The following is a 22,466-nucleotide window of genomic DNA, read 5'->3' on the forward strand; positions in this document are numbered from 1 at the left end:
GCCACTCATGGATCCAGCGGCAAGTCAGGCGGCGGGCCGCCGTCCTAGGGTCGTCATCCTCGGAGCCGGATTTGGCGGCCTTGCCGCCGCCAAGGGTCTTCGGCATGCGGACGTGGATGTGACGGTCGTCGATCGGCGCAACTATCATCTTTTTCAGCCGCTGCTTTATCAGGTCGCGACGGCCGCGCTTTCGCCAGCCCAGATCGCCATGCCGATCCGCCGCATTCTCTCTCGGCAATCCAACGTCACTGTGCTGATGGAGCGTGTCGAGGGGATCGACAAGAAGAACCGGTTCGTTCAGACCACAAATAGTCGCATCGCCTACGACTATCTGGTCGTCGCCACCGGTGCAAGGCACGCATATTTCGGAAAGGATGAATGGGCGGAGACCGCGCCCGGGTTGAAAACAATCGCCGATGCGACCGAAATCCGTGCCCGGATCCTGTCGGCCTTCGAACGTGCCGAGGCAGCCGAGGACGAAGCCGAGCGGCGGCGGTTTCTCACCTTCGTCGTTGTTGGCGGCGGCCCGACAGGCGTTGAACTGGCTGGAGCAATCGCCGAGCTGGCAAGAAAGGTCATCGTCCGTGACTTCAGGCGCATTGATCCGTCCTCGGCTCGCGTGGTGCTGGTCGAAGCCGGCAATATCGTTCTGCCGACCATGCCGGCGAAATTGTCGGGAGAAGCCCGGCGACACCTGGAGATGCTCGGCGTCGAGGTGTCCCTCGGGGAAGCGGTAACGCGCTGCGACTCTGAAGGAGTAGCGCTTGCCGGCGGCCGGCAAATCCGATCGTCCTGCGTGCTGTGGGCGGCCGGTGTCATGGCCTCCAGGGCGGCCAAATGGCTCGGCGTGCCCGCGGACCGCGCCGGCCGCGTTCATGTCGACCGGAACCTCAACCCGCCGGGCAATGACGAGATCTTCGTGATCGGCGACACCGCGGCGCTCACGGACAAGAACGGCAGAACGGTTCCCGGAGTCGCGCCGGCCGCCAAGCAGATGGGCGAATACGCGGCCCGCGCCATTCTCGCCGGTCTCGATGGTCGGACCGCTGGTCTGTTCGGCTATCGCGATTTCGGAAATCTGGCAACTATCGGACGCAATGCGGCGGTCGCCGACTTTCGCCGCATCCGTCTTTCAGGATTTTCCGCCTGGCTGGTCTGGAACATCGCCCATCTCTGGTTTCTCGTGGGCTTCCGCAATCGCATCGTGGTGTTTGCGGACTGGGCGCTGGCTTATGTCCGGTATGACCGCGCCGCCCGTCTGATTACCGACCGCCATGAACGCTAGAACATTCCCACGCATAAAGATGGGGCGTGCGGTCACTGCACTGCTGCTGCTTGCAGTGTTGTCAACGGCGGCGCTCGTGCACCTGGTCTGGTATCGTACCGCAAGCCGGAACATTGAAACGATTGTTGCGAGCCTTGATGCTCAGAGCACCGCTGCGGTTCGCAACGAGCTTTCTTCTAATCTGGCGCTGGTTTCGAGCAGCGCGGAGATCGTCAGATCGGTCTTTTTCCAGGGAGCGATCAGGCCGGACGACGAGGTGAAGCGTGAATTCCTATTCCTGTCGTTGCTGCGTGAACAGCCGGCGATTGCCTGGATCGGTTTCGGCTTCCCGGACGGCCGCTTCTTTGGGGCGCACGCGCTGCCGGATGGCGAGATCGAAATGGTGGAGATCGGCCACGCACCTCTCGGCAAGCCGCGTCCGCTACGCCGCGATCTCTATAAGCCAATCCCTGGCGATATCTTTTTCGAAAATCGGCTGAGGGCCGAGAGTGTCTACGTTCCGGAGGGCTCGCCATGGTTTAGACGTGGCCGGACCAGTGCAGAACCGGCCTGGAGCCTCGTCAATATTCTTCCGAACGGCTTTGAACCGGCGATCGTCGTCTCGAAGAAAGTCGAGGTGTTCGGCCATTTCGAAGGTGTGGTGATGGTGGCGGTCAGCCTGCATCGGCTGTCGGCCATCCTTGGAGGGCTCAAGATGCCGGAAGGCAGCAAGGCCTTTGTGCTAACGCGGGATAATGCGGTACTGGCGACATCCGAGCCGTCAGACGGTATGATCGCTGCTCATCTCAAGGATTTTGCCGCGTCCGACGCCCTGGCCGCGGCAGTCGCCATGGCTGCCAGCCCCGAAAAGCCCGACGGTTCCCGGACGCTGGTGGCAAGCAAGGCGCTCGGCCCAATCTTCGTGTCATCTGGCAAGTTGCCGTTCGAAGACTGGCGTCTGGTCACCGCCATACCGCGGGCGACTTTTGCCCGTGACATCGATGCCAATACCGAGCGACTGATCTTCATCATCGGGGGCATTGCTGTGCTGGCCGCTGTGACGGCGATCCTGTTTGCCAGAATTCTCTTCGCTCGGCCACTGTCGCGCCTTGCCGAGCAGCTGCATATGATCGAGAGGTTCGAACTCGACGCCGTGGAACATCGCCCGGCGCTGTTGACTGAACTCGATCATTTCTCCTCCGCCCTGAAGCGCATGTCGAGCGGCCTTGCCGCGTTCGCGCGCTTCATGCCCGTCGAGGTCGTTCGTCCCCTTGTCGATGGCGGTCTTAAGCCTCGTCCCGGCGGCGAACTCAGGGACATAACGGTGTTGTTTGCGGATTTGCCAGGCTTTACGGAACTCACGGAAGAGTTCGGCGCTGGCGTTGAACCAAGCTTGACGCGGTTTCTGACCCTGTCGATCGCCGCTATTCATGCCGAAGGCGGCACAGTCGACAAATTCATCGGCGATGCGGTGATGGCGATCTGGAATGCCCCCGGCAATGTGCCGGATCACGCATTGCGCGCGTGCCGCGCCGCAGCGGCAATTCGCGATGCGATGCATGCCATGGCGCCGATTGCGCCCAAGCATGATGAGATTCGGGTGCGTATCGGCATCAACACCGGCGTGGCCCTTGTCGGCAATATTGGCTCGACTGAACGCCTCAGCTATACGGCGATCGGCGACGTCGTCAATCTCGCGAGCCGGCTCGTTGGCGTGGCCAAGGACAAAGGCGTGGAAATTGCATTAAGCGACGAAACGCTTCGAAAGACCCGAGACCTTATTCAGACAAGGCCGCTTGGCTGCGTCGGCATACGGGGAAGGATCGCGCCGGTCCGTGTGCACACGATCGATCCGGCTGATATGGCGGACTGAGGGAGCATGACGATGCTGCTGCTCACAACGCTGATTTGGTTGCAAACCAAGCACTTCATGGCTGACTATGTCCTGCAGCCCGAATGGATGATTGCCGGCAAAGGCAACTTCAAGAAGCCGGGCGCTTATGTCCATGCAGGCATCCACGCCGTCGCCACCGCGCCAATTCTCTTGGTTGCAATCACGAATCCGACGTGGATTTTCGCCGTTGTCTGCAGCGAGTTTCTGATCCATTTCCTTATCGACCACTTGAAGGCCATCCACGGTCGACGTCAGCCGCACCCGGTCAATACACGTTCATTCTGGATACTTCACGGCGCCGACCAGCTCGCTCATCATCTGACCTATTCGGCAATATTGGCGATCGTGGCCTGGGATGCTGACTTTATTGCTTGACAATGCGAGGGCGCAGGCGAAGAGCACGATGACGACTTTCATGATCGCTCTCGTTCGATCCCGAGAAATCAATTGCATTAAAACGAGGGAGCAAATCCTCGAATGATCATCTCGGCAGATGAGATCAGGTTATGCGGAAAATTCCTTTTTCTCGCATTAGCTTAGAGAGAATTGAAGCTGGTTTTTCAATCAGGAGGCGGGCAACAGCAGTCGTGTCCTTCGCATCCTTCATGACTCGCAGTTAGATGCCTCTACGGTTCAGCTCCCATGCATGGCAGAGCAAAAAAACCAGGAAAAGGCGATCTCTTGCGGGCTTGACGCCAAATCAAAGTTACTTAATCTAAGCGTCAGCCGAACCGCTGGGAGGAGGGGTCGGCATTCGCGATCCCATCGCACTATCTTTTATCTCCCAAAGCCATGATTCCCGATCGCGCGTCGCCGATTTTCAACAGGATAAGCCATGCCGCTCACCATCGCCCAACGCCTCGACAGTCTGAAGGTCCGTATCGCCGAGCTCGCGCATTGGCGGGACCAGCATAGCAGCCCGATCGATGGCTGGACCTTCGAGGGGGAGCCGATCGCCCATCACCAGGACTGGCCGCATCGTGAGGGCGTGGTGCATTTTGCCGCGAGCGCCGAAGCGCCGGCGAACTGGCCGCTCGAAGATATTCGCCTGCAGCTCGATCTCGGCGGCGAGAGCCTGATCACGCTCAGCTATCCCGATGGCCAGAGCGAAACATTCGGCCTCGATCCCTATCACCAGGAATTCCCGCTGAAGGGCCGCCGCTTCTCGATTGCGACGGAAAGTGTTGCCCGCTTTCCTTTCGGCGAGCCCAACCGCGCGCCGAGGCTCAACAAGGCCCGGCTGATCTGGCTCGACGGTCCCGTTCACAGCCTGCATCTTCTCCTGAAGCAGATCGCCGAGGCGATTGGCGCGCTCGGCGAGCATGAGGTCGTACCGCATCTGGTCGATGCCGCGGAGCAGGCCTTGCGCAGCCTCGACTGGCCATCGGATACGGCGGCCTACATCTCCCGCACGTCGGGCGCCGTCATGCAGCAGAAGATCTGGGAGCTGCCGGAGCTTGTATCCGATCCGGCAGGTCTCTCCGACGAGCAGAGCGCTTCGGCGGCCTCCGCCTTCGAGGTCCTCACGGCGCGGCTGAAGGAACTGCAGAAGCGCTTTCCCCCAAACGGCGAGCTGGTGCTGACCGGCCATGCTCATATCGATCTCGCCTGGCTCTGGCCCTATCGCGAGACGCGGCGGAAGATGCGGCGCACCTTCAACACGGCGCTGTCGCTGATGGAGCGCTCCGCCGATTTCCGCTTCAACCAGTCGACCGCCCATTATTACGCGCAGATGGAGGAGGAAGATCCGGAGCTTCTCGAACGCATCAAGGAGAAGGTCGCGGAAGGAAAGTGGGAAACCGTCGGCGGCATGTGGGTGGAGCCTGATACCAATATGCCGACCGGCGAAAGCCTCGCCCGCCAGGTGCTCTACGGCCAGCGTTATTTCGAAAAGACCTTTGGTGCGCGCCACACGGTCTGCTGGCTGCCGGATTGCTTCGGCTTTTCCGGCGCGCTGCCGCAGATCCTGAGACAGGGCGGCATCGACAGTTTCTTCACCATCAAGGTCAATTGGAGCGAGACCAACCACATCCCCTCCGATCTCTTCTGGTGGAAGGGCCTCGACGGCAGCCAGGTGCTGACCCACACCTTCGACAATCCGATGCAGGGTTATAACGGCTTCGTGCAGCCCGATTGCTACCTGCCGACCTGGAAGAATTTCCGGGGCAAGACGCAGCATCACGCCTCGCTTCTTGCCGTCGGTTACGGCGACGGCGGCGGCGGCGTGACGCCCGAGATGGTGGAGCGCGAAGTGCAGCTGCGCGATTTTCCCGCCATTCCGCAGGCCCGCTGGGGCACCGTGAAAAGCTTCTACGAGCGGGCGCACAAAACCGCTTCGGAGAAGAAGCTTCCCGTCTGGGACGGCGAAATCTATCTCGAACTGCACCGCGCGACGCTGACGACCCAAAGCGGCGTCAAGCGCAAGCATCGCCAGGCCGAGCGGGCGCTGATCACCGCCGAGACCCTCGCGTCGCTCGCCCATATGCTCGGCGCCGAAAAGCCGAAAAGCCTGGAGGCGGATTGGCGCGTGGTGCTGAAGAACGAGTTCCACGACATCCTGCCGGGTTCGAGCATCCGCGAAGTCTATCAGGATGCGGAGCAGGAGCTCGGCGGCGTCATCGACCATGCCAAGGCCGAGCAGGCCAAGGCCTTGCAGGCGCTGTCAGTCAATCTGCCGAAGGGCGGGGTCACTGACGCGCTCATCGTCGTCAATCCCTCGCTTGCGCCACGACCGGTGAGCGCGACACTTGCCGACGGCACGACGCTTTCGGCCGCTGAGATCGTCGCTCCCTTGGCGGTCGCCGTCTTTGACAGGCAGACGCTGAAGCCGGCGGGCGGGCTGAAGGCCGGCGTCGACCGGCTGGAAAACGATCATCTCTCGATCGTCATCGGCAAGGATGGAGCCGTTACCAGCCTAATCCACAAGGCGAGCGGCCGCGAAGCGGTCGATGGCTCCGCCAACCAGCTCTGGGTCTATCCGGCCGACAAGCCGCGCAACTGGGACGCCTGGGACGTCGATGCCGACTATGCCGATAAATCCGTCCGGCTCGATGCGCCCGAAAGCATCAGCCTCGTCGAAAGCGGTCCGCACCGTGCGGCAATCCGCGTCGTTCACCGCTATCGGCATTCGAGTGTCATGCAGACCTATGTTTTGACGGCCAATTCGAAGCGGCTCGATATCGAAACGACCATCGACTGGCACGACCGCCGCACCCTGCTGCGTACCCTGAACCCGGTCGACGTCAAGGCCCGTAAGGCGACCTTCGAATGCGCCTTCGGCGTGGTTGAGCGGGCGACACATACGAATACCTCCTGGGAGCAGGCGATGTTCGAGGCCGCCGCCCATCGCTTCGTCGATGTCAGTGAGCCGGGCTTCGGCGTGGCGCTTCTCAATAATGCCAAATACGGCCACAGCGCCCGCGGCAATGTGATCGGCATGAGCCTAGTGCGCGGTCCGATCTATCCGGATCCGCTGGCCGATGAAGGCGAGCAGAGCTTCACCTATGCACTGATGCCGCATGAGGGCGCCTGGCATGAAGGCGGTGTGCTTGACGAAGCACTCGACCTCAACCAGCCGCTGGTGACGGCCGAGGCCAAAGGCCTCTCCGCCGGCCGTTTCGCGCCGATTGATGTCGCGGGCACGCCTGTCGCCTTCTCGGGCCTGAAGCCTGCGGAGGAGGGCGAAGGTCTCATCCTGCGCCTCTACGAACCGGCCGGCCGGCGCGGCCGCCTCTCCCTCGGCCTGCCTTCCGGATGGCGGGCGTCGCAGCCGCTCAACATCCTCGAAGAGCCGATGGAGCGCAAAGGCCCCGCCGAGATCATGCCCTTCGAAATCAGGACCTGGAGGCTGCAGAAGGCCTGACGCCGCCTGCTGCAAATAACGCTCCGCCGCTTCCATTAGGCGGGGCGACCCATCTACTCGCCCGAGGGGCAATACTGGACAATTTGGCGATTGCCATGCAGGTGACAGTCATAAAGGGGAGCGATGTCCAACCGGTGAAGAGAGGCGTCTTGCTTCGAAGCGGGCTATCGGCCCCAAGAGCCAGCTAGCCTGATTGACAAGACGGGGGAGTGCGACCGCCAGACGTAGTCGAAATTGCTGGTGATTGCTGATGGGGCCAGCCAGGCTGCTTCGAGGAAGGGGTGGACTCGGCCAAGACCATGGCGACGAAGGCCCAGGAGGAGGCGAATGCTGCCAACTCTCGTTCTCTCCCTCAATCTCGACATCGGCCGGCTGACCATAATCACGCTGATCGGCCGGATCGCTGCAAGCATGAGCGATCTGGCAGAGGGCAATCTCGACGCCGACATTCCCTTCACCGACCGGCCTGACGAGATCGGCCGCGTGGCTTTCACCGGCTTACGGTCGTTGGGCGCCCGTCGCGGCAACGTAGACGGAATAGAGTGAACGTGTTGCGGCGATGAACAGACGGTTGCGTCCGGGGCCGCCGAAGGTGAGGTTGGCGACGGTCTGAGGGACACGGATCTTGCCGATCAGCTTGCCTGTCGGATCGAAGCAGTGCACGCCATCACCGGCACTGGACCAAAGGTTCCCCTTCACGTCAGTGCGGATACCGTCCGGGATACCGTTGTCGATGAGGCAGAAGACGCGGCCGTTCACAAGCCTGCTGCCGTCGACTACGTCGAAGGCGCGGATCTGACGTGGCAGGCTTTCGTCGTGGCTTGCCGCCGAATCCGCGACGTAGAGGATCGTCTCGTCAGGTGAGAAAGCGAGGCCGTTCGGCTGGATGAAATCCGTGACGACGGCCGCAAGTTTGCCGGTGGCCGGATCAAGCCGGTAGACGTTGCGCGTCGCCTGCTCGGGCTCGGCCTGATAGCCTTCATAATTCGACATGATGCCGTAGGTTGGATCGGTGAACCAGATCGTGCCGTCCGATTTCACCACCACGTCGTTCGGCGAATTGAGCCGCGCGCCTTCGAAATGGTCGGCGAGCACGGTGATCGAACCGTCGATCTCGGTGCGCGTGACGCGGCGCCCGCCATGTTCGCAGGAGATGAGTCGGCCCTGGCGGTCGCGCGTGTTGCCGTTGGTGAAGTTGGATGGTTGCCGGTAGATGGAGACGCCGCCTTCGGGCGCCCATCGCAGCATACGCTGGTTGGGAATGTCGCTCCACAGAAGCTGGTTCGCATCGTTGAACCAGACAGGACCCTCCGCCCAGCGGCAGCCGGAATAGAGTTCGTCGAGGCCGGCGCTGGTGACGATCAACTGCCGGAAGCGCGGGTCGTGGATTTCGTAGATGCTGGCCTCGGCCATGGCAGTTTCCCTGTTTATCGCATGCCGGCCCGGCGGCCGCCGGCGAGCATGATCACGCTGATGATGATGAGGCCGGTCATCATGAGGCGGATGCCCGCGCCGAACCCATAGGTGTTGAGCATGGAAACGACCAGGAACATGAAGAGCGACGCGCCCCAGATGCCCGGTACGTTGGAATCGCCGCCGGCCACCGCCGTGCCGCCGATCACGACGACGGCGATCGAGGTCAGCAGATATTCCGAGCCCATGTTGAGTGCTGCGCCGCCCGAGAAGCAGGCGAGCAGGTAGCCCGCGACGGATGCAAGTACGGCGCAGAAGAGGTAGGTGACGAAGCGCGTGCCGTCGACCGGAATGCCGGCCATGCGTGAGGCGGGCATGCTCTGGCCGATCGCCGAGATCCAGCGCCCGTAGATCGTCTTCTCGAGCAGGAACCAGGCGAGCAGCGAGATGAGGAGCGCGACGATCGCGACGTTCGGTACGCCGAGCGTGTTCGTGGTAGTGAATTCCGCAAGCATGCTCGGAGGTTTGATGCGCAAGCCGCGGTTTGTCCAGATTGCCGCCGATTGCACGATAAAGCTCATGGAAAGCGTGGCGATGATCGGCGGAATGCGGAGCGCCTTGATCAGCGCGTAGTTGCCGAGGCCGACGACGAGGCCAATGAGGAGGGCGACAAGAAAGCCGGGCAGGATCAAGCCGTTTTGCACGTTCATCAGCTTCAGCGCCACCGTGCCGGCTAGTGTCATGGTGGCGGGGACCGACAGATCGATATTGCCGGGACCGAGCGTGATGACGAACATTTGGCCGATGCCGACGATCACCGAGAAGGCGGCGAAAGTGAGGGCTGCCTGCGACAGGCCGAGCGTACTGGCGCCGAGGGTCACCATGATCGTCAGGAACCAGACGATGAAAGCGGCAAACCATGACCAGATCCAGGGTTTGCCGAAAAGGCTGAGGAGGGGAGTCATCGGCGGCGTTTCTCCCGTTTCTCCAGGCGGTTCAGCATCAGGCGAAGCGCGAGCACGATGATCAGGATCGCGCCCTGGGCTCCGATCTGCCAGTCCGGCGAGATGCGCAGGAAGGACAGGAACGAGCCGGCGAGGGTCAGCGTCAGCGCGCCGATGACGGCCCCGACGGGGGAGACACGCCCGCCAATGAACTCGCCGCCGCCGAGGATCACGCCGGCAATCGACAGCAGCGTGTAACGCAGCGCGATATTGGCGTCTGCCGACGTCGTCAGGCCGACGAGAGCGATACCTGCGAGCACCGCGAAGAAGCCCGCCAGGCCATAGGCGGCGGCGCGGGCGGCGACGATCGACCAGCCGGCGCGCTCGACCGAGCGCTGGTTGCCGCCGATGCCGCGGATCAGCACGCCGAGCGAAGAGCGCATGACGAGAAGATGAGCGACGGCGGCGATGATGATGCTGGCGACGATCGCCATCGGCGCCAGCGGCGGCTTGACGGTCATCAGAGAGCGCACCCAGTCCGGCGCCTGGCCGCCGGGCGCCGGCAGCAGCAGCACGGCAAGGCCGCCCCAGACGAAGCTCATGCCGAGAGTGACGACAATGGACGGCAGATCGCGCAGGTAGATGATGACACCGAGGCCCGCATAGGCCGCGATCGCTCCCGCAAGGATCAGGACGCCGGTCACCGGGTCATCCCGCAGAAAGGTCGCGGTAACGCAAGCGACGAAGCTGACGAAGGTGCCCATCGACAGATCGAGATCGTTGACCGCCATGACAAGCATCTGAGCGATCGTCGCAAGCGCGATGGGCACCGCCAGGTTGAACAGCAGATTGAGCCCGACATAGCTCATGGCGCGCGGCTGCAGCCAGAAGACGGCGGCAAGCAGCAGCGTCAGCGACAAGGCGGGAATGGCAAGACGCAAGGCGTCGGACGACAGCCGGAACGTCATGCAGCCACCCCTTCGAAGGAGGCAGCGATGATATTCGTCTCGTTGACGGCATCGCCGGCGAGTTCGGCGATGATGCGGCCTTCGCGGAAGACGTAGACGCGGTCGCAGAGCCGCACCTCGTCCATTTCGGTCGAGTACCAGATAAAGGTGCGGCCATGCGCCGCCTCCTCGCGGATAATCGCGTAGACCTCCTGCTTGGTGCCGACGTCGACGCCGCGCATCGGATCGTCCATCAGCACGACAGGCGCGCGTGTTGCAAGGGCGCGGGCGAACAGCACCTTCTGCTGGTTGCCGCCGGAAAGCGACAGGATAGGGTTTTCCATATCGGGCGTGCGGATATCGATCCGCCGCTTCCAGTCCGTGCCTTTGCTCTCCTCTTTGTCAGCCAGAATGAGGCCGCGCCGCGACAGGTCACCGAGCGAGGCGACGGAAAAGTTGTGCAAGATGCTCCAAAGTTCGAAAACGCCGTTGAGGCGGCGGTCGCCGGCGACGAAGGTAACGAGCGGATCGCGCTCGGGCAGCCAATTGCCGGATTGGGCGGCGTGCAGAGCAAGTAGCAGCTCGGTCTGCCCGTGGCCGGCTAACCCTGCCAGTCCGACGATCTCGCCCTTGCGTGCCGCGAAGGGCAGGCCTCTCGCCTGATGCGACAGAATGACGGGCGCGGTGGATTGTTCGCGCGCCGCCCGCTGCCCGCTCTCCTCCTTCGCAACGGTGCCCATCGCTTCGACGAGGCCGTGATGGTCGAAGCCCTGCGCCGGCCGTTCGGCGACGACGCGGCCGTCCTTCATCACGACGATGCGGTCGGAGGTTTCGAGGATCTCGTGCAAGATATGCGAGATGAAGATGACGGCCCCGCCGGTGGCGGTGAAGCGGCGGACATGGTCGAGCATCTGGCGGGCAAGGCTCGCATCGAGCGACGAAGTGGGTTCGTCGAGGATGACCAGCCGCGGCGGCGTGCCGGCATCGGAAAAGGCCATTGAAATCTCGACCATCTGCCGCTCGGCGATCGAGAGATCGCCGACGGCCCGGCCGCTGTCGATGCCATGGCCCGGAAAGACAGTGTCGAGGCTCTTCTCGATGATGTTGGCGGCACGCCTGCGCCAGCCGAAACCGCCGAGATGGCGATGCATGACGCGGGTGTTCTCGACGATGGAGAGATTGGGGCAGAGCGATAGCTCCTGGAAGACGCAGCGAACGCCGCGGGCGCGCGCCGCATTGATGCCGTAACGCTCCAGCCGCTCGCCGTCGCTCGCCACACTTCCTTCATGCGGCGTCAGGCCGCCATTGATGACGCTGACGATGGTGGACTTGCCGGCGCCATTGTGCCCGACGAGCCCGACGCATTCGCCCGGCATGACGCGGAGCGTGACGCCGTCGAGCGCCTTGACCGCGCCGAAACTCACCTTGGCGCCATCGACGGCGATCACCGCCTTCAAAACCTCATCCATGCTGCCCCGCCATGCCTGCTCGCAAAGAATGCCGCGCGGCCATTTACGGCCGCGCGGCAGTCGGGAGAGTTATTTTGCCGACTCGATGACCTTGATTGCATCAGCCTGCGTGTATTCGACGTTGGCGACGCCGCCAGCCTGGGTATTGGCGAGGTTGGCCTCCAGATTGTCCTGGTCGATGCGCAAGAAAGGCACGACGAGATCCTTCTTGACCTGCTTGCCGTCGAGTATCTGCTGGGCGACCCAGAAGGCCAGCGTGGAGACGCCGGGCGCGATGGATACGGACATCGTCTCGTAGCCCTTGGCGTCCTTCTGTTCCTTCCACCACTTCAGCTCGTCTTCGCGGTTGCCCATGATGATGATCGGCATCTTCCGGTCGGTCGCGGCAATCGCCTGCGCGGCGCCATAACCGTCGCCGCCCTGCGTCACCACGCCGACGATATCGGGAAGGCTCGGTAGGATGCCGGCAACGGCCTTCTGCGCCACGTCCTGCGCCCAGTCGCCGTGAACCGAGCCGACGACCTTGAACTGCGGGTACTGCTTGACGCCTTCGTGGATCCCGGCCGAAATCTCGTCGTCAACGAAGACGCCGGCAAGGCCGCGGATCTCGAGCAGATTGCCGCCCTGGGGAAGTTTCTTCGACAGATACTCCACCTCGCTGCGGCCCATTTCCTTGAAGTTGACGGCGATGCGCCAAGCGCAGGGTTCGGTCACGATGCCGTCGAAGGAGACGACGGTAATCCCGGCGTCACAGGCTTCCTTCACTGCGCCGTTCAGCGCTGTCGGCGAGGCGGCGTTCAGCACGATCGCATCATAGCCCTGCAGGATCATGTTCTGGATCTGCGCCGCCTGCTCCGTCGCCTGGTTCTCGGCGGTGGTAAAAGGATCGGCTGCGGCGACCACGCCAGCCTTTACGGCTTCGCCCGTCACCTTGCCCCAGCTCGTCAGCATGGCCTGGCGCCAGGAGTTTCCGGCATAGTTATTAGAAAGGGCGATCTTCTTGGCCGACGTGTCGGCAAAGGCGGAAACGGGCATGGCGGCGCAAGCAATGGCGGCCGATGCCAGAAGCATCTTACGGATTGTCATGTCTTCCTCCCTCATGATCGCGCCGGTCGGCGGGATCGCTTCACTCCTGCCGGCTCAAGCGGGCTCCGAGTGAAAATTGTTCTTGCACTGAGCTTCCTCCTCTCAGTAAGGGCAGGATGCGGGAGATCAGCCGGCCTGTACAGGGGCAAGGCGGCAACTCGTTTGCGGGTTTTGCGCAACAAGCTGCGGGTTTATGCAAGACGGCGGCCCATTTGCGGGCGCTTACTGGGAAATGATTGCGGCGGGTTGAGGAGCCTGTCGTGACGGGGAGGAACTGACAATGCTGCATCTCGCACCGGCAGCCCTGTTCGACCATTATCTCGGCATTTCCCGGTTGCTCGCGGGCCAGCTCGACTTCCGTTCGGCGATCCGTTCGGTCGCGGCTGAAGTCGCTCACATCATTCCGCACGATCATCTCGACGTCTGCGTGCTGCTCGAGGGCGGCAACTATCACACGGCCTATGAGACGGGCATCGAGACCGCCTGGGGCGAGATCGCCGGCGCGCCAGTGGTCAACAGCCCCATCCGCTCGCTGCTGCGGGGTGAGGTCGATTTTCTGCTTTCGGACGATGCCATGAAAGACCCGCGCTTCCATTTCGAGGGCGCCTTCAAGCGGCCGATCGTCGAGCAATCGCTGAGGAGCCGGCTGCATGTTCCGATGAAGGTGCAAGGTACGATCATCGCAGCACTTTCCTGCTCTTCTCACAGGGCGGGCGTCTATACGATGGAGGACGTCGAGCGCGCCCGCATCATCGCCGACCTTCTGACACCCTATTTCTTCGCGCTGCAGGCAGCCGAGCAGGCGCAACGCTCGGCGATCGTCGAGGCGGAGGCGCGCGCTCGCGAGGAGGGGCTGCGTCAGGGCGCGCTGAAGCTGACCGAAGCGCTGGAGCAGGAACGTCAGCGGATCGGCATGGACCTTCACGATCAGACGCTCGCCGACCTGACGCGACTTGCTCGCCGGATCGATCGGCTGTCGCGCAACGGCGAGGTGACCCCGGAGGCGCTCGAGCCCGTCTCTCGGTCCTTGCAGCATTGCATGCAGGATCTGCGGCAGATCATCGAACAGGCAAAACCTTCCGTGCTCCAGCTGTTCGGCCTCGCCCAGGCGATCGAGCATCATCTCGACCGATCGATCCGCGACACCGGATCGGGCATCGAATGCGGCCTTACCGACGAGACGAACGGGGCGCTGGAAAGGCTGGAACCGACCGTCAGCGTCGCCTTGTTCCGCATAGCGCAGGAGGCGATCAATAATGCGGTGCGCCATGCCGCGCCGCTGGCGATCATGGTGCGGCTCGAAGCAGACGACGAACAGCTTTTGATCGAAATCTCCGACGACGGGACCGGGCTTGCCAAGACGCGGGGACGGATCGGCGGCGGCATCGACAATATGAAGACACGCGCGCGGCTGATCTCGGCGCGCTTCACGATCGGCCCCGGCCATAATCATCGCGGGACCGCGGTGCGCGTCGTGCTGCCGCTGGCGCCGAACGGCCCGGCGGGCGAGCCAGACTGAGGAGAAAGACACGATGAAGGTTCTGATCGTCGAGGACGACCCGCTGCACCGGTCCTACCTGCACGAGGCTGTCAACGCCGCCCTGCCGGAATGCGACACGGTGATCGAGGCGGAGAACGGAACCGTCGGCGAGAAGCTCGCCCGCGACCACAAATCGGCGCATATCGTCATGGATCTGCAGATGGCGAGCCGCAACGGCATCGAGGCGGCGCGGACGATCTGGAAGGAGCGACCGGAGACCCGTATCCTGTTCTGGTCGAATTATTCGGATGAGGCTTATGTGCGCGGCGTCTCGCGCATTGTGCCGGATGGCGCCGCCTATGGTTATGTGCTGAAATCCGCCTCTGACGAGCGGTTGAAGCTTGCGTTGCGCTCGATCTTCATCGAGAGCCAGTGTGTCATCGACCGCGAGGTGCGTGGCCTACAGCAGAAGAGCCTCGGCCAGACCAACGGCTTCACCGATTCCGAATACGAGATCCTCGTCGACATAGCCCTCGGTCTAACCGACCGGGCCATCGCCAAACGCCGGAGCCTGTCGCTGCGCAGCGTGCAGAACCGCCTGCAGCAGCTCTACGACAAGCTCGACGTCTATCAGACGGCTGGCGACGACCACGAGGACGGCCGCTTCAATCTCCGCGCCCGCGCTGTCACGATTGCTTTATTGCGTAAACTTCTGAACTACAGCGCTCTGGAACGGGCTGAGGCGGAGCTGCAGGAATGGCTCGACGGAAAGTAGTCTCCGACGCGGCGTGAATGCGGCAGTAGCGAGGCGTTGCAGTCTCCCATTCCGGCTCGGCCCGCGCTCGTCTGTCGCCAACTGAAAAAGCCTCGGATCGGTGGTGAGCGCATAGCCAGGGTTCTTGCTTGACGCCTAATATACTCGATATCAGAATCGCGGGGTCGAGGTGAGTCGACGGCGCCCGCTTTGACATCGTTGCTCGCCTTGGAAGGACGTGGCGCAGCGGCTGATTGGCCGTTCGCCGGCCAACGCCGCTGGTCGCAAGTGTGCGAGGTGACGCCGTGGATAAAGTGTTCTCAGCAGTCCCTCCTCCTCGTGGCAGCCCACCCCGGCAGTGGAAGTTCCCATTGCGGAGCCGCCGCCGCTGGCTTTTTTGGTCGGCGCTTTCAATATCCATTTTACTTCTTGCAGGCACCGCTGTTCTTTACCGTGAAATCCGCCACTCCGCAGGCCCGGTTCAGCACTTTGAGTATGCAGGCCTCGATAAGGCAGCCCGACCATCACCCGTAGCTGCCGACTCCCATGCGTCGGCTCCTTCTGCTCTTCCGCCGATGCCCATTTCGCGGCATCTGATGGAGCTTCCAAAGCTCGATTTGGCAAGTCAGTTTCTGCGGATGTGGCTGGTCTCAGGCGCGAATATTTGTGGCGCTCTTCGAGAGGCCGGCATCGAGGTGAGCGAATGGAAAGCCGCATCGATGCGCAATCGCGATTATGAATGTTATTTTCAGCGCATCTACGAACGGGACGAGGTGCGGCCGCTCAGCTCTACCTTCCTCAGGGTTCGTGGAGATGAAGCGGGTGATATTGTTGAGATCCGCGCCAAGATCGTCGGGCCGGCGATTGACGCTGAGGGGCGCCTCGCCCCTGATGTGCTGCGCATTTTCGAGATCATTGTGAAGCAGGCGTGCTGGCGCGATTTTGAAGATGCGCTTGCGTCGATCCGAAGCCTTCGCCAGGTAGAGACCGAGCGATTTGGCTCTTATCTCAGCTTCACGCTCGAAGCCGGCAGCAAAAACATTTTTAATTTTGCTCTTGGTCTCAAGGCGGCTCCGGGCTCGCAGGCAAGGACCAGGGCGTATTTTTCGGCAGACCGCTGGCTGGCCACGACGGATCCGCGCGTCCCGCAAACGTCATCCGCATCGACCGGATCGGCGCGTTCAGATCGGCCAATGGCACTCACTGGCGGAGCAAGTGCCGGTTCCGATCCAAGACCAAGCCGGAACTGCGGCTGAGCACCAAAGCCCCCAGTGTTGTGAATAGGGAAAGTGGACCCGCCTCGGGTATGCGCGGCAACGGATCAGCGCGACAGGCTGCCTGCCGGCCGAAAAGCGCCGGGCCGGGCGGCGCAGGTCTCGACCACGAAGTCCACGAAAGCGCGGACCTTGCGCGATAGCTGGCGGTTCGACGGCCAGACGAGCGAGAGCGAACCGAAGGGCACCATGAAGGAAGTGAGGACGGGGCTCAGGGTTCCCGCCCGCATGGCTGCCTCGGCGACATAGACGGGCAGATGCGCGAGGCCCAAACCATCCTGTGCTGCCCGCAGCCCTGCATCTGTATTGTTGAATGTCAGGCTTTTTGGCAGAAGCAGCCGCTCGTATGGTGCGCTGAACGCCCAGGGTGCCAGGCGGCCACTGGAGGGATATTTGAAGTGAATGCAGGCGTGCTTGAAGAGATCGCCCGGCGTCTCAGGCCGTCCATGGCGCTCCAAATACTCGGAACTGCCGCACACCACGAAGTGCTGCTCGCCGAGATGGCGGGCGATCAGCCGCGCATCGGCAAGTTCGCCGCTGCGCACCACCACATCCAGACCTTCCGTGACCATGTCGATGACCCTGTCTTCGAAATCCACATCCAGTTCGATCTCCGGGAAGCGCTCGGCAAAGGCCGGCAGCATCGGCATCAGCAGATGGTGTCCGACGATATGCGGGACGCTGACGCGCAGGCGCCCCCTTGGGCGTTCCCGGCTTTGCAGGACGGTTGCCTCCGCGTCCTGTATATCGTCGATGATGCGCTTAGAGCGCTCGTAGAGGACAGCCCCTTCCTCGGTCAGGCTGATGCTGCGCGTCGTGCGGTTGAAGAGCCGCACATGGAGCCGGTTTTCCAGGCGCGCCACGGCCTTGCCGATCGCGGACGGCGAAACGCCGGCAACGCGCGCAGCTCCGACATAACTCTGCTGTTCGGCCGCATGAACGAAGGCGAAGAGGCTCGCGAGACTATCCACGGCAAGATCCGATTGGAGACATTTTGTCCTTTATCTAAGTCCACTTACGGCGATTGATCAACATTGCATAACAAATATCCTTTGTTCGGCAGCCGGAACGGATGGGGCTGCCGAGTCAAGGAGTGGATGGCATGCGGGACTACACGAAAGAATTGCCGGAGCACACTGCGAGATATATCGGAGAGAACGACCTGTTCCTGGAAATCTTTCCTGGGAACAATCGCTCGGATGAGGCCGGTCGACCGCCTCTCCTTTTTGTCCACGGCGCTTACACCGGCAGCTGGATGTGGAGCAAATATATTCCGCACTTCATAACCGCGGGATGGACCTCCTACTGCATCAATCTGCGAGGCCACTACAAAAGCCGGTCGGTGGATTTGACGAAGGTCGAATTCGAGAACTATCTGGAAGACATTCTTGAGGCAATTTCCGCAATCGCTGGGGAATGTGCCGTCGCTCCTGTTGTGATCGGTTTCAGCATGGGTGGAATCCTCAGTCAGAAACTGGCGGAAAGCGTGGAGATCGCCGGACTGGTGCTGATCGATTCCAGCATCTCGAGGCAGGTGCATGACGAGGTGCCCTACCAGGATCTTGCGCCTGAGATACCTGGCGTCGTTATTCCCGCGCCGGTGCGTGAAGAGCAATCCAGCCCCGACGAAACGCCCGACGATATCGCCTTCCAGCGGAAGTACCTGTCCATGGAATCCGCCAGAGCCTTCGGCGCTTTTTCCTTTCATTGCGGAGCCGAGGGGATTTCCATCGACGGCGGCAAGATCACCTGCCCCAGCCTGGTCATCTCAGCTGTCAACGACGCCGCCGCCGATCGGCGAGGGCAGGCGATGGCCCGGCATATCGGCGGCGAGTTTCTCGGTCTCTGGGGCACGACGCATACGGGCTTGTTGGTCGGGCAAAGATATCACGAATCCGTCAATCGCATCATGATCTGGCTCACGCGCTTCGACGAAGAGAGTGTCTAGCCCTCGAGGCCGAGGCTCGCCAGCAAGCGACCGACATAAGCTTCCAGGCCGCCGACCATATCGAAGCGATCGGGATCACGCAGCCAGAGCATCTGCAGGCCGTCCATCACGGCGATCAGCTCGGCGGCCATCGCTCTGCTGTCGACTCTCTTGTCGATCAAACCATCGGCGATCGCCCGCTGGAAAGTCGCGGCAATATCCTTCTGCATCTCCGTGGCGCGGGCGAGAAACCACGCCTTGGCGGGGTGGTCCTTCATCAAGCTCTCGGCATTCAGGATGGCGAAGGCTCTGATGACCTCGATCATTCCGGCATTGCGGCGGAAGATTTCGACCATGCCTTTCAGCAAGCCGCGGAGATCGGAGCGATAATGTCCGATGAAATCGGCGCTATCGAGATCGCGCTTGGCGAGGATGGCGAGCAGCAGATCGACCTTGGTCGGAAAATGGTGCAAGAGACCGGGCAGCGACAGGCCGACATCCTGGGCGATATCGCCGATCGCGGCATTCTGATAGCCGTCTTCGGCAAAGCGCCGCATCGCCGCCGCCAGGATCTCTGCGCGGCGCTCTTCTCCCTTGCGGGAACGGCGCCGTCGCTTTTCCTCCGGTCCCGCCTTCTGTTCCGCCATCGTTTTCCCCCGTCACACTCTTTTAACGGTGATGCGCCGATCCGCAATCATTCGGCCGATATCTTCTCTGCTCACTCCTTACATCACGCCCGTCGGATTGACATCTTAAAAATACCGAGTAATCGGTAGGTTTAATAGGCGCGATGCTCGCGGTCTTTTGGGGAGGTTTGCATGATCGATTCCATTCTCGACAGGATGACGCTCGAAGAGCAGGTCTCTTTGCTGTCAGGCGCCGATTTCTGGACGACCGTTCCCGTCGAGCGGCTCGGCGTGCCGAAGATCAAGGTGACGGATGGGCCGAACGGCGCCCGCGGCGCGGGTTCGCTGGTCGCCGGTGTCAAGGCGACCTGCTTTCCCGTCGCAATCGCGCTCGGCGCCAGTTGGAATCCCGATCTCGTCAAGCAGATGGGCATTGCCCTTGCGCGCCAGGCCAAGAGCAAGGGAGCAGCCGTGGTGCTCGCGCCGACGGTGAATATCCATCGCTCCGGCCTCAACGGCCGCAATTTCGAATGTTATTCCGAAGATCCGATGCTGACATCGGAACTCGCCGTCGCCTATATCGAGGGCGTGCAGGGCGAGGGGATCGCGGCGACCATAAAACACTTCGCCGGCAACGAATCCGAGATCGAGCGGCAGACTATGTCGTCCGATATCGACGAGCGGACGCTGCGCGAAATCTATCTCCCGCCCTTCGAGCAGGCGGTGCGCCGCGCCGGCGTCATGGCTGTCATGTCCTCCTATAACCGCCTTAACGGCACTTATACGAGTGAGCATCATTGGCTGCTGACCAAGGTGTTGCGCGAGGAATGGGGCTTCGACGGCATCGTCATGTCCGACTGGTTCGGCTCACATTCGACGGCTGAGACGATCAATGCTGGCCTCGATCTCGAAATGCCGGGTCCGGCGCGCGACCGCGGCGAGAAATTGGTTGCGGCCGTGCGTGAGGGCAAGGTGGAATCGGCGACGGTGCGTGCGGCAGCACGGCGCATGTTGCTGCTGCTCGAGCGGGTCGGCGCATTTAAGAGCAAACCCGATCTTACGGAGCGGGCGATCGACCTGCCCGAGGATCGGGCGCTGATCCGGCGTCTCGGTGCCGAAGGCGCGGTACTCCTCAAGAATGACGGCATGCTGCCGCTTGCCAAGACCTCGCTCGACCGGATCGCCGTCATTGGGCCGAATGCGGCCACCGCCCGTGTCATGGGCGGCGGCAGCGCGCAGATCGCAGCGCATTATACGGTGAGCCCGCTCGAAGGCATTCGCGCCGCCCTTTCCAACGCCAACAGCATCAGCCATGCGGTCGGCTGCCGCCACAACCGGCTGATCGACGTGTTCAAAGGGAAGATCACCGTCGAATATTTCAGGGGGCGCGGCTGCAAGGGCAATCCCCTTCATGTCGAGACCGTCGACAAGGGCGAGTTCTTCTGGTTCGAGCTGCCGTCGGGCGAACTCGATCCCGCCGATTTCTCGGCCCGGATGGTGATGCAATACGCGCCGGAGGAGAGCGGCGAACATGTCTTCGGCATGACCAATGCCGGGCTGGCGCGGCTCTTCGTCGATGGTGAGCTCACGGTCGATGGCCATGGGGGCTGGACGCGCGGCGAGAATTATTTCGGCACCGCCAATGACGAGCAGCGCGGTGGGGTGAGCCTGGAAGCGGGCCGGCTGTACGAAATCACCGTCGAATACGAGCCGTCCACGGCGAGCGAGGAGGGGATCAACCTCATCGCCGTCCGTTTCGGCGTCGAAAAGCCGCTCGGCGAGGCCGATATCGAGGCCGCCGTCGAAACCGCCCGTAATGCCGACGTGGCGCTGCTCTTCGTCGGCCGCGACGGCGAGTGGGACACGGAAGGACTTGATCTGCCCGACATGCGGCTGCCTGGCCGGCAGGAGGAACTGATCGAGAAGGTCGCTGCCGCCAACGCCAATACCGTCGTCGTGCTCCAGACCGGCGGTCCCATCGAGATGCCCTGGCTCGGCAAGGTCCGCGCCGTGCTGCAGATGTGGTATCCCGGCCAGGAACTCGGCAATGCCGTCGCCGACATTCTGTTCGGCGATGCCGAGCCGGGCGGCCGCCTGCCGCAGACCTTCCCCAAGGCGCTGACCGACAATTCCGCCATCACGGGCGATCCTGCCGTCTATCCCGGCAAGGACGGGCATGTGCACTATGCCGAAGGCGTCTTCGTCGGCTACCGCCATCACGATATCAGCGCGGTCGAACCGCTCTTCCCCTTCGGCTTCGGCCTCGGCTATACGAGTTTCCGCTGGGGCGAGCCGCGGCTTTCGGTGCGTGAAATGGGACCGGACGGCATAACCGTCAGCATTGACGTCACCAATACAGGCGACCGGCCAGGTTCGGAACTGGTCCAGCTCTACGTACGCTCACCGTTAGCCAAAGTGGAACGTCCGGACAAGGAACTGCGCGCCTTCGCAAAGCTCTCGCTGCAACCCGGCGAAACAGGCACAGCCGTCATGAAAATCGTGCCACGCGATCTGGCCTATTTCGATATCGAGGCCGGCGCCTTCCGAGCCGAACCGGGTGATTATCAGCTGGTCCTGGCGGCGAATGCCGCGGACGCAAGATCCGTGATCGACCTGCCGTCGCCAGCCGGCTACGTGCTGCCGCCTTCGACCTCATGATTCCGATATCGAACGGCCAGGCGCCTATCGTTGAGTTGAATGAAAACAGTGTCAAGAGGTGCTCCGGATTACCGGATAAAGCAGACTGAAAATTTTTAGATTCTCCTCTTGAATCGAAAATCGTGCGAAACCAGATCATCGTCGTCGGCAGCGCAAAAGCGGGCCGATGATCAGAGCGGAGACGCAGGTTTCCAACGCGTCTCCAACCCATGTTGCTTTACGGAGGATATGGCTATGAGAAACGAACTTGATTTCGCCCCCCTTTACCGGTCCAGCATCGGCTTCGACCGTGTCTTCAATCTCCTGAACAATGCGCAGCGCCTGCAGGCAATCGAGGCCTGGCCGCCCTATGACATCGTCAAGACGGGCGAAGACGACTATCGCATTCAGATGGCAGTGGCCGGCTTCGCCGAAGGCGACCTCGACATCACCCAGGAGCGGAACGTCCTTCTCGTGAAGGGGCAAAAAGCCGACGGCAAGGACGGCGAATATCTCCATCGCGGCATCGCCGGGCGCGCATTTGAACGCCGCTTCGAGCTCGCCGATCACGTCAGGGTCGAGAATGCCTCGCTGACGAATGGTATTCTCTCGATTGCGCTGAAGCGTGAAGTGCCCGAAGCCATGAAACCGCGCAAGATCGCCATCGGAGACGGCTCCTTTCAGCAGGCGCCTCTTCAGATCGAAGCCGAGCGTCAGGTGGCTTAAGGAGAGCCTCTCCATGAAGTCCCGGATAAAGCCGTTTATCGTGGAGATCAGGAAACGTCGCGGAAGCAGCGCGAAAAATGCGGCTAAGGCTCTGTTTTCGAAGTCGTTAGGCAAGCTCCGCAGCGCGGACGCGGTTTCTGAAGCGCGATCCTGAACAGGGATT

The 22,466-nt window shown here is 62.1% G+C and carries 18 protein-coding genes; 11 read left to right on the top strand and 7 right to left on the bottom strand.

All coding sequences use genetic code 11. From position 1 onward, the window contains the following. Positions 1-7 precede the first annotated feature (7 nt). The 5 genes from J7U39_RS20635 to J7U39_RS20655 all read left to right on the top strand — a co-directional run bounded on the left by J7U39_RS20635 (position 8) and on the right by J7U39_RS20655 (position 7,566). A complete protein-coding gene (locus tag J7U39_RS20635; RefSeq protein WP_210632188.1) occupies positions 8-1,285 on the top strand; it encodes an NAD(P)/FAD-dependent oxidoreductase in 1,278 nt (425 codons plus the stop codon). Then, positions 1,275-3,137: an adenylate/guanylate cyclase domain-containing protein gene (locus J7U39_RS20640; RefSeq protein ID WP_210632105.1), complete on the top strand. Its 1,863-nt coding sequence runs from the start codon at positions 1,275-1,277 to the stop codon at positions 3,135-3,137. Before J7U39_RS20635 ends, J7U39_RS20640 begins: the two co-directional genes overlap by 11 nt. 12 nt (positions 3,138-3,149) lie before the next feature. Further along, positions 3,150-3,533, top strand: coding sequence for a DUF3307 domain-containing protein (locus J7U39_RS20645; RefSeq protein ID WP_247241778.1), 384 nt, complete (start codon positions 3,150-3,152; stop codon positions 3,531-3,533). 460 nt (positions 3,534-3,993) lie between these two features. Continuing rightward, positions 3,994-7,020, top strand: a complete 3,027-nt coding sequence (locus J7U39_RS20650; RefSeq protein WP_210632107.1) for a glycoside hydrolase family 38 C-terminal domain-containing protein — start codon at positions 3,994-3,996, stop codon at positions 7,018-7,020. A gap of 327 nt (positions 7,021-7,347) precedes the next feature. Next, positions 7,348-7,566, top strand: coding sequence for a HAMP domain-containing protein (locus J7U39_RS20655; protein WP_210632108.1), 219 nt, complete (start codon positions 7,348-7,350; stop codon positions 7,564-7,566). Here J7U39_RS20655 and J7U39_RS20660 read toward each other — a convergent pair. The 5 genes from J7U39_RS20660 to J7U39_RS20680 form a co-directional block, all read right to left on the bottom strand. Next, positions 7,519-8,433, bottom strand: coding sequence for an SMP-30/gluconolactonase/LRE family protein (locus tag J7U39_RS20660; RefSeq protein ID WP_210632109.1), 915 nt, complete (start codon positions 8,431-8,433; stop codon positions 7,519-7,521). The two genes, J7U39_RS20655 and J7U39_RS20660, sit on opposite strands and share 48 nt — an antisense overlap. A gap of 14 nt (positions 8,434-8,447) precedes the next feature. Beyond that, positions 8,448-9,398: an ABC transporter permease gene (locus J7U39_RS20665; RefSeq protein WP_210632110.1), complete on the bottom strand. Its 951-nt coding sequence runs from the start codon at positions 9,396-9,398 to the stop codon at positions 8,448-8,450. Next, on the bottom strand, positions 9,395-10,345 hold the full coding sequence (locus tag J7U39_RS20670) for an ABC transporter permease (RefSeq protein WP_210632111.1): 951 nt from the start codon (positions 10,343-10,345) through the stop codon (positions 9,395-9,397). Before J7U39_RS20670 ends, J7U39_RS20665 begins: the two co-directional genes overlap by 4 nt. Next, the gene (locus tag J7U39_RS20675; protein WP_210632112.1) at positions 10,342-11,793 is read right to left on the bottom strand and encodes a sugar ABC transporter ATP-binding protein; all 1,452 of its coding nucleotides are present in this window, start codon (positions 11,791-11,793) and stop codon (positions 10,342-10,344) included. Before J7U39_RS20675 ends, J7U39_RS20670 begins: the two co-directional genes overlap by 4 nt. Before the next feature lie 69 nt (positions 11,794-11,862). Further along, a complete protein-coding gene (locus J7U39_RS20680; protein ID WP_210632113.1) occupies positions 11,863-12,879 on the bottom strand; it encodes an ABC transporter substrate-binding protein in 1,017 nt (338 codons plus the stop codon). A gap of 280 nt (positions 12,880-13,159) precedes the next feature. On the opposite strand from J7U39_RS20680, the gene J7U39_RS20685 reads away from it, so the two are divergent. The 3 genes from J7U39_RS20685 to J7U39_RS20695 all read left to right on the top strand — a co-directional run bounded on the left by J7U39_RS20685 (position 13,160) and on the right by J7U39_RS20695 (position 16,369). Further along, on the top strand, positions 13,160-14,398 hold the full coding sequence (locus J7U39_RS20685; protein WP_210632114.1) for a sensor histidine kinase: 1,239 nt from the start codon (positions 13,160-13,162) through the stop codon (positions 14,396-14,398). 13 nt (positions 14,399-14,411) lie between these two features. Beyond that, complete coding sequence (locus J7U39_RS20690) at positions 14,412-15,134, top strand: response regulator transcription factor (RefSeq protein ID WP_210632115.1); 723 nt, start codon at positions 14,412-14,414, stop codon at positions 15,132-15,134. Between the two features lie 350 nt (positions 15,135-15,484). Beyond that, positions 15,485-16,369, top strand: a complete 885-nt coding sequence (locus J7U39_RS20695) for a DUF6030 family protein (RefSeq protein WP_210632116.1) — start codon at positions 15,485-15,487, stop codon at positions 16,367-16,369. 65 nt (positions 16,370-16,434) lie between these two features. Here the strand turns inward: J7U39_RS20695 and J7U39_RS20700 are convergent, their stop codons facing one another. Beyond that, on the bottom strand, positions 16,435-17,358 hold the full coding sequence (locus J7U39_RS20700; RefSeq protein ID WP_210632117.1) for a LysR family transcriptional regulator: 924 nt from the start codon (positions 17,356-17,358) through the stop codon (positions 16,435-16,437). Positions 17,359-17,489: 131 nt separating this feature from the next. Between J7U39_RS20700 and J7U39_RS20705 the strand changes: the two genes are divergently transcribed. Further along, positions 17,490-18,335 (top strand): alpha/beta fold hydrolase, encoded by an 846-nt coding sequence (locus J7U39_RS20705; protein WP_210632118.1) that lies wholly within the window; start codon positions 17,490-17,492, stop codon positions 18,333-18,335. Here the strand turns inward: J7U39_RS20705 and J7U39_RS20710 are convergent. Next, positions 18,332-18,961, bottom strand: coding sequence for a TetR family transcriptional regulator (locus J7U39_RS20710; RefSeq protein ID WP_210632119.1), 630 nt, complete (start codon positions 18,959-18,961; stop codon positions 18,332-18,334). The genes J7U39_RS20705 and J7U39_RS20710 overlap by 4 nt on opposite strands. A gap of 171 nt (positions 18,962-19,132) precedes the next feature. Here J7U39_RS20710 and J7U39_RS20715 point away from each other — a divergent pair, with 171 nt between their 5' ends. Together J7U39_RS20715 and J7U39_RS20720 are read left to right on the top strand one after the other, a co-directional pair. Then, positions 19,133-21,598, top strand: coding sequence for a beta-glucosidase (locus tag J7U39_RS20715; protein WP_210632120.1), 2,466 nt, complete (start codon positions 19,133-19,135; stop codon positions 21,596-21,598). A 234-nt stretch (positions 21,599-21,832) separates the two neighbouring features. Further along, complete coding sequence (locus J7U39_RS20720) at positions 21,833-22,303, top strand: Hsp20 family protein (protein ID WP_210632121.1); 471 nt, start codon at positions 21,833-21,835, stop codon at positions 22,301-22,303. The last annotated feature ends 163 nt before the right edge of the window (positions 22,304-22,466 follow it).

The sequence above is a fragment of the Rhizobium sp. NLR16a genome (assembly GCF_017948245.1).
In the GTDB taxonomy this organism is placed as follows: Bacteria; Pseudomonadota; Alphaproteobacteria; order Rhizobiales; family Rhizobiaceae; genus Rhizobium.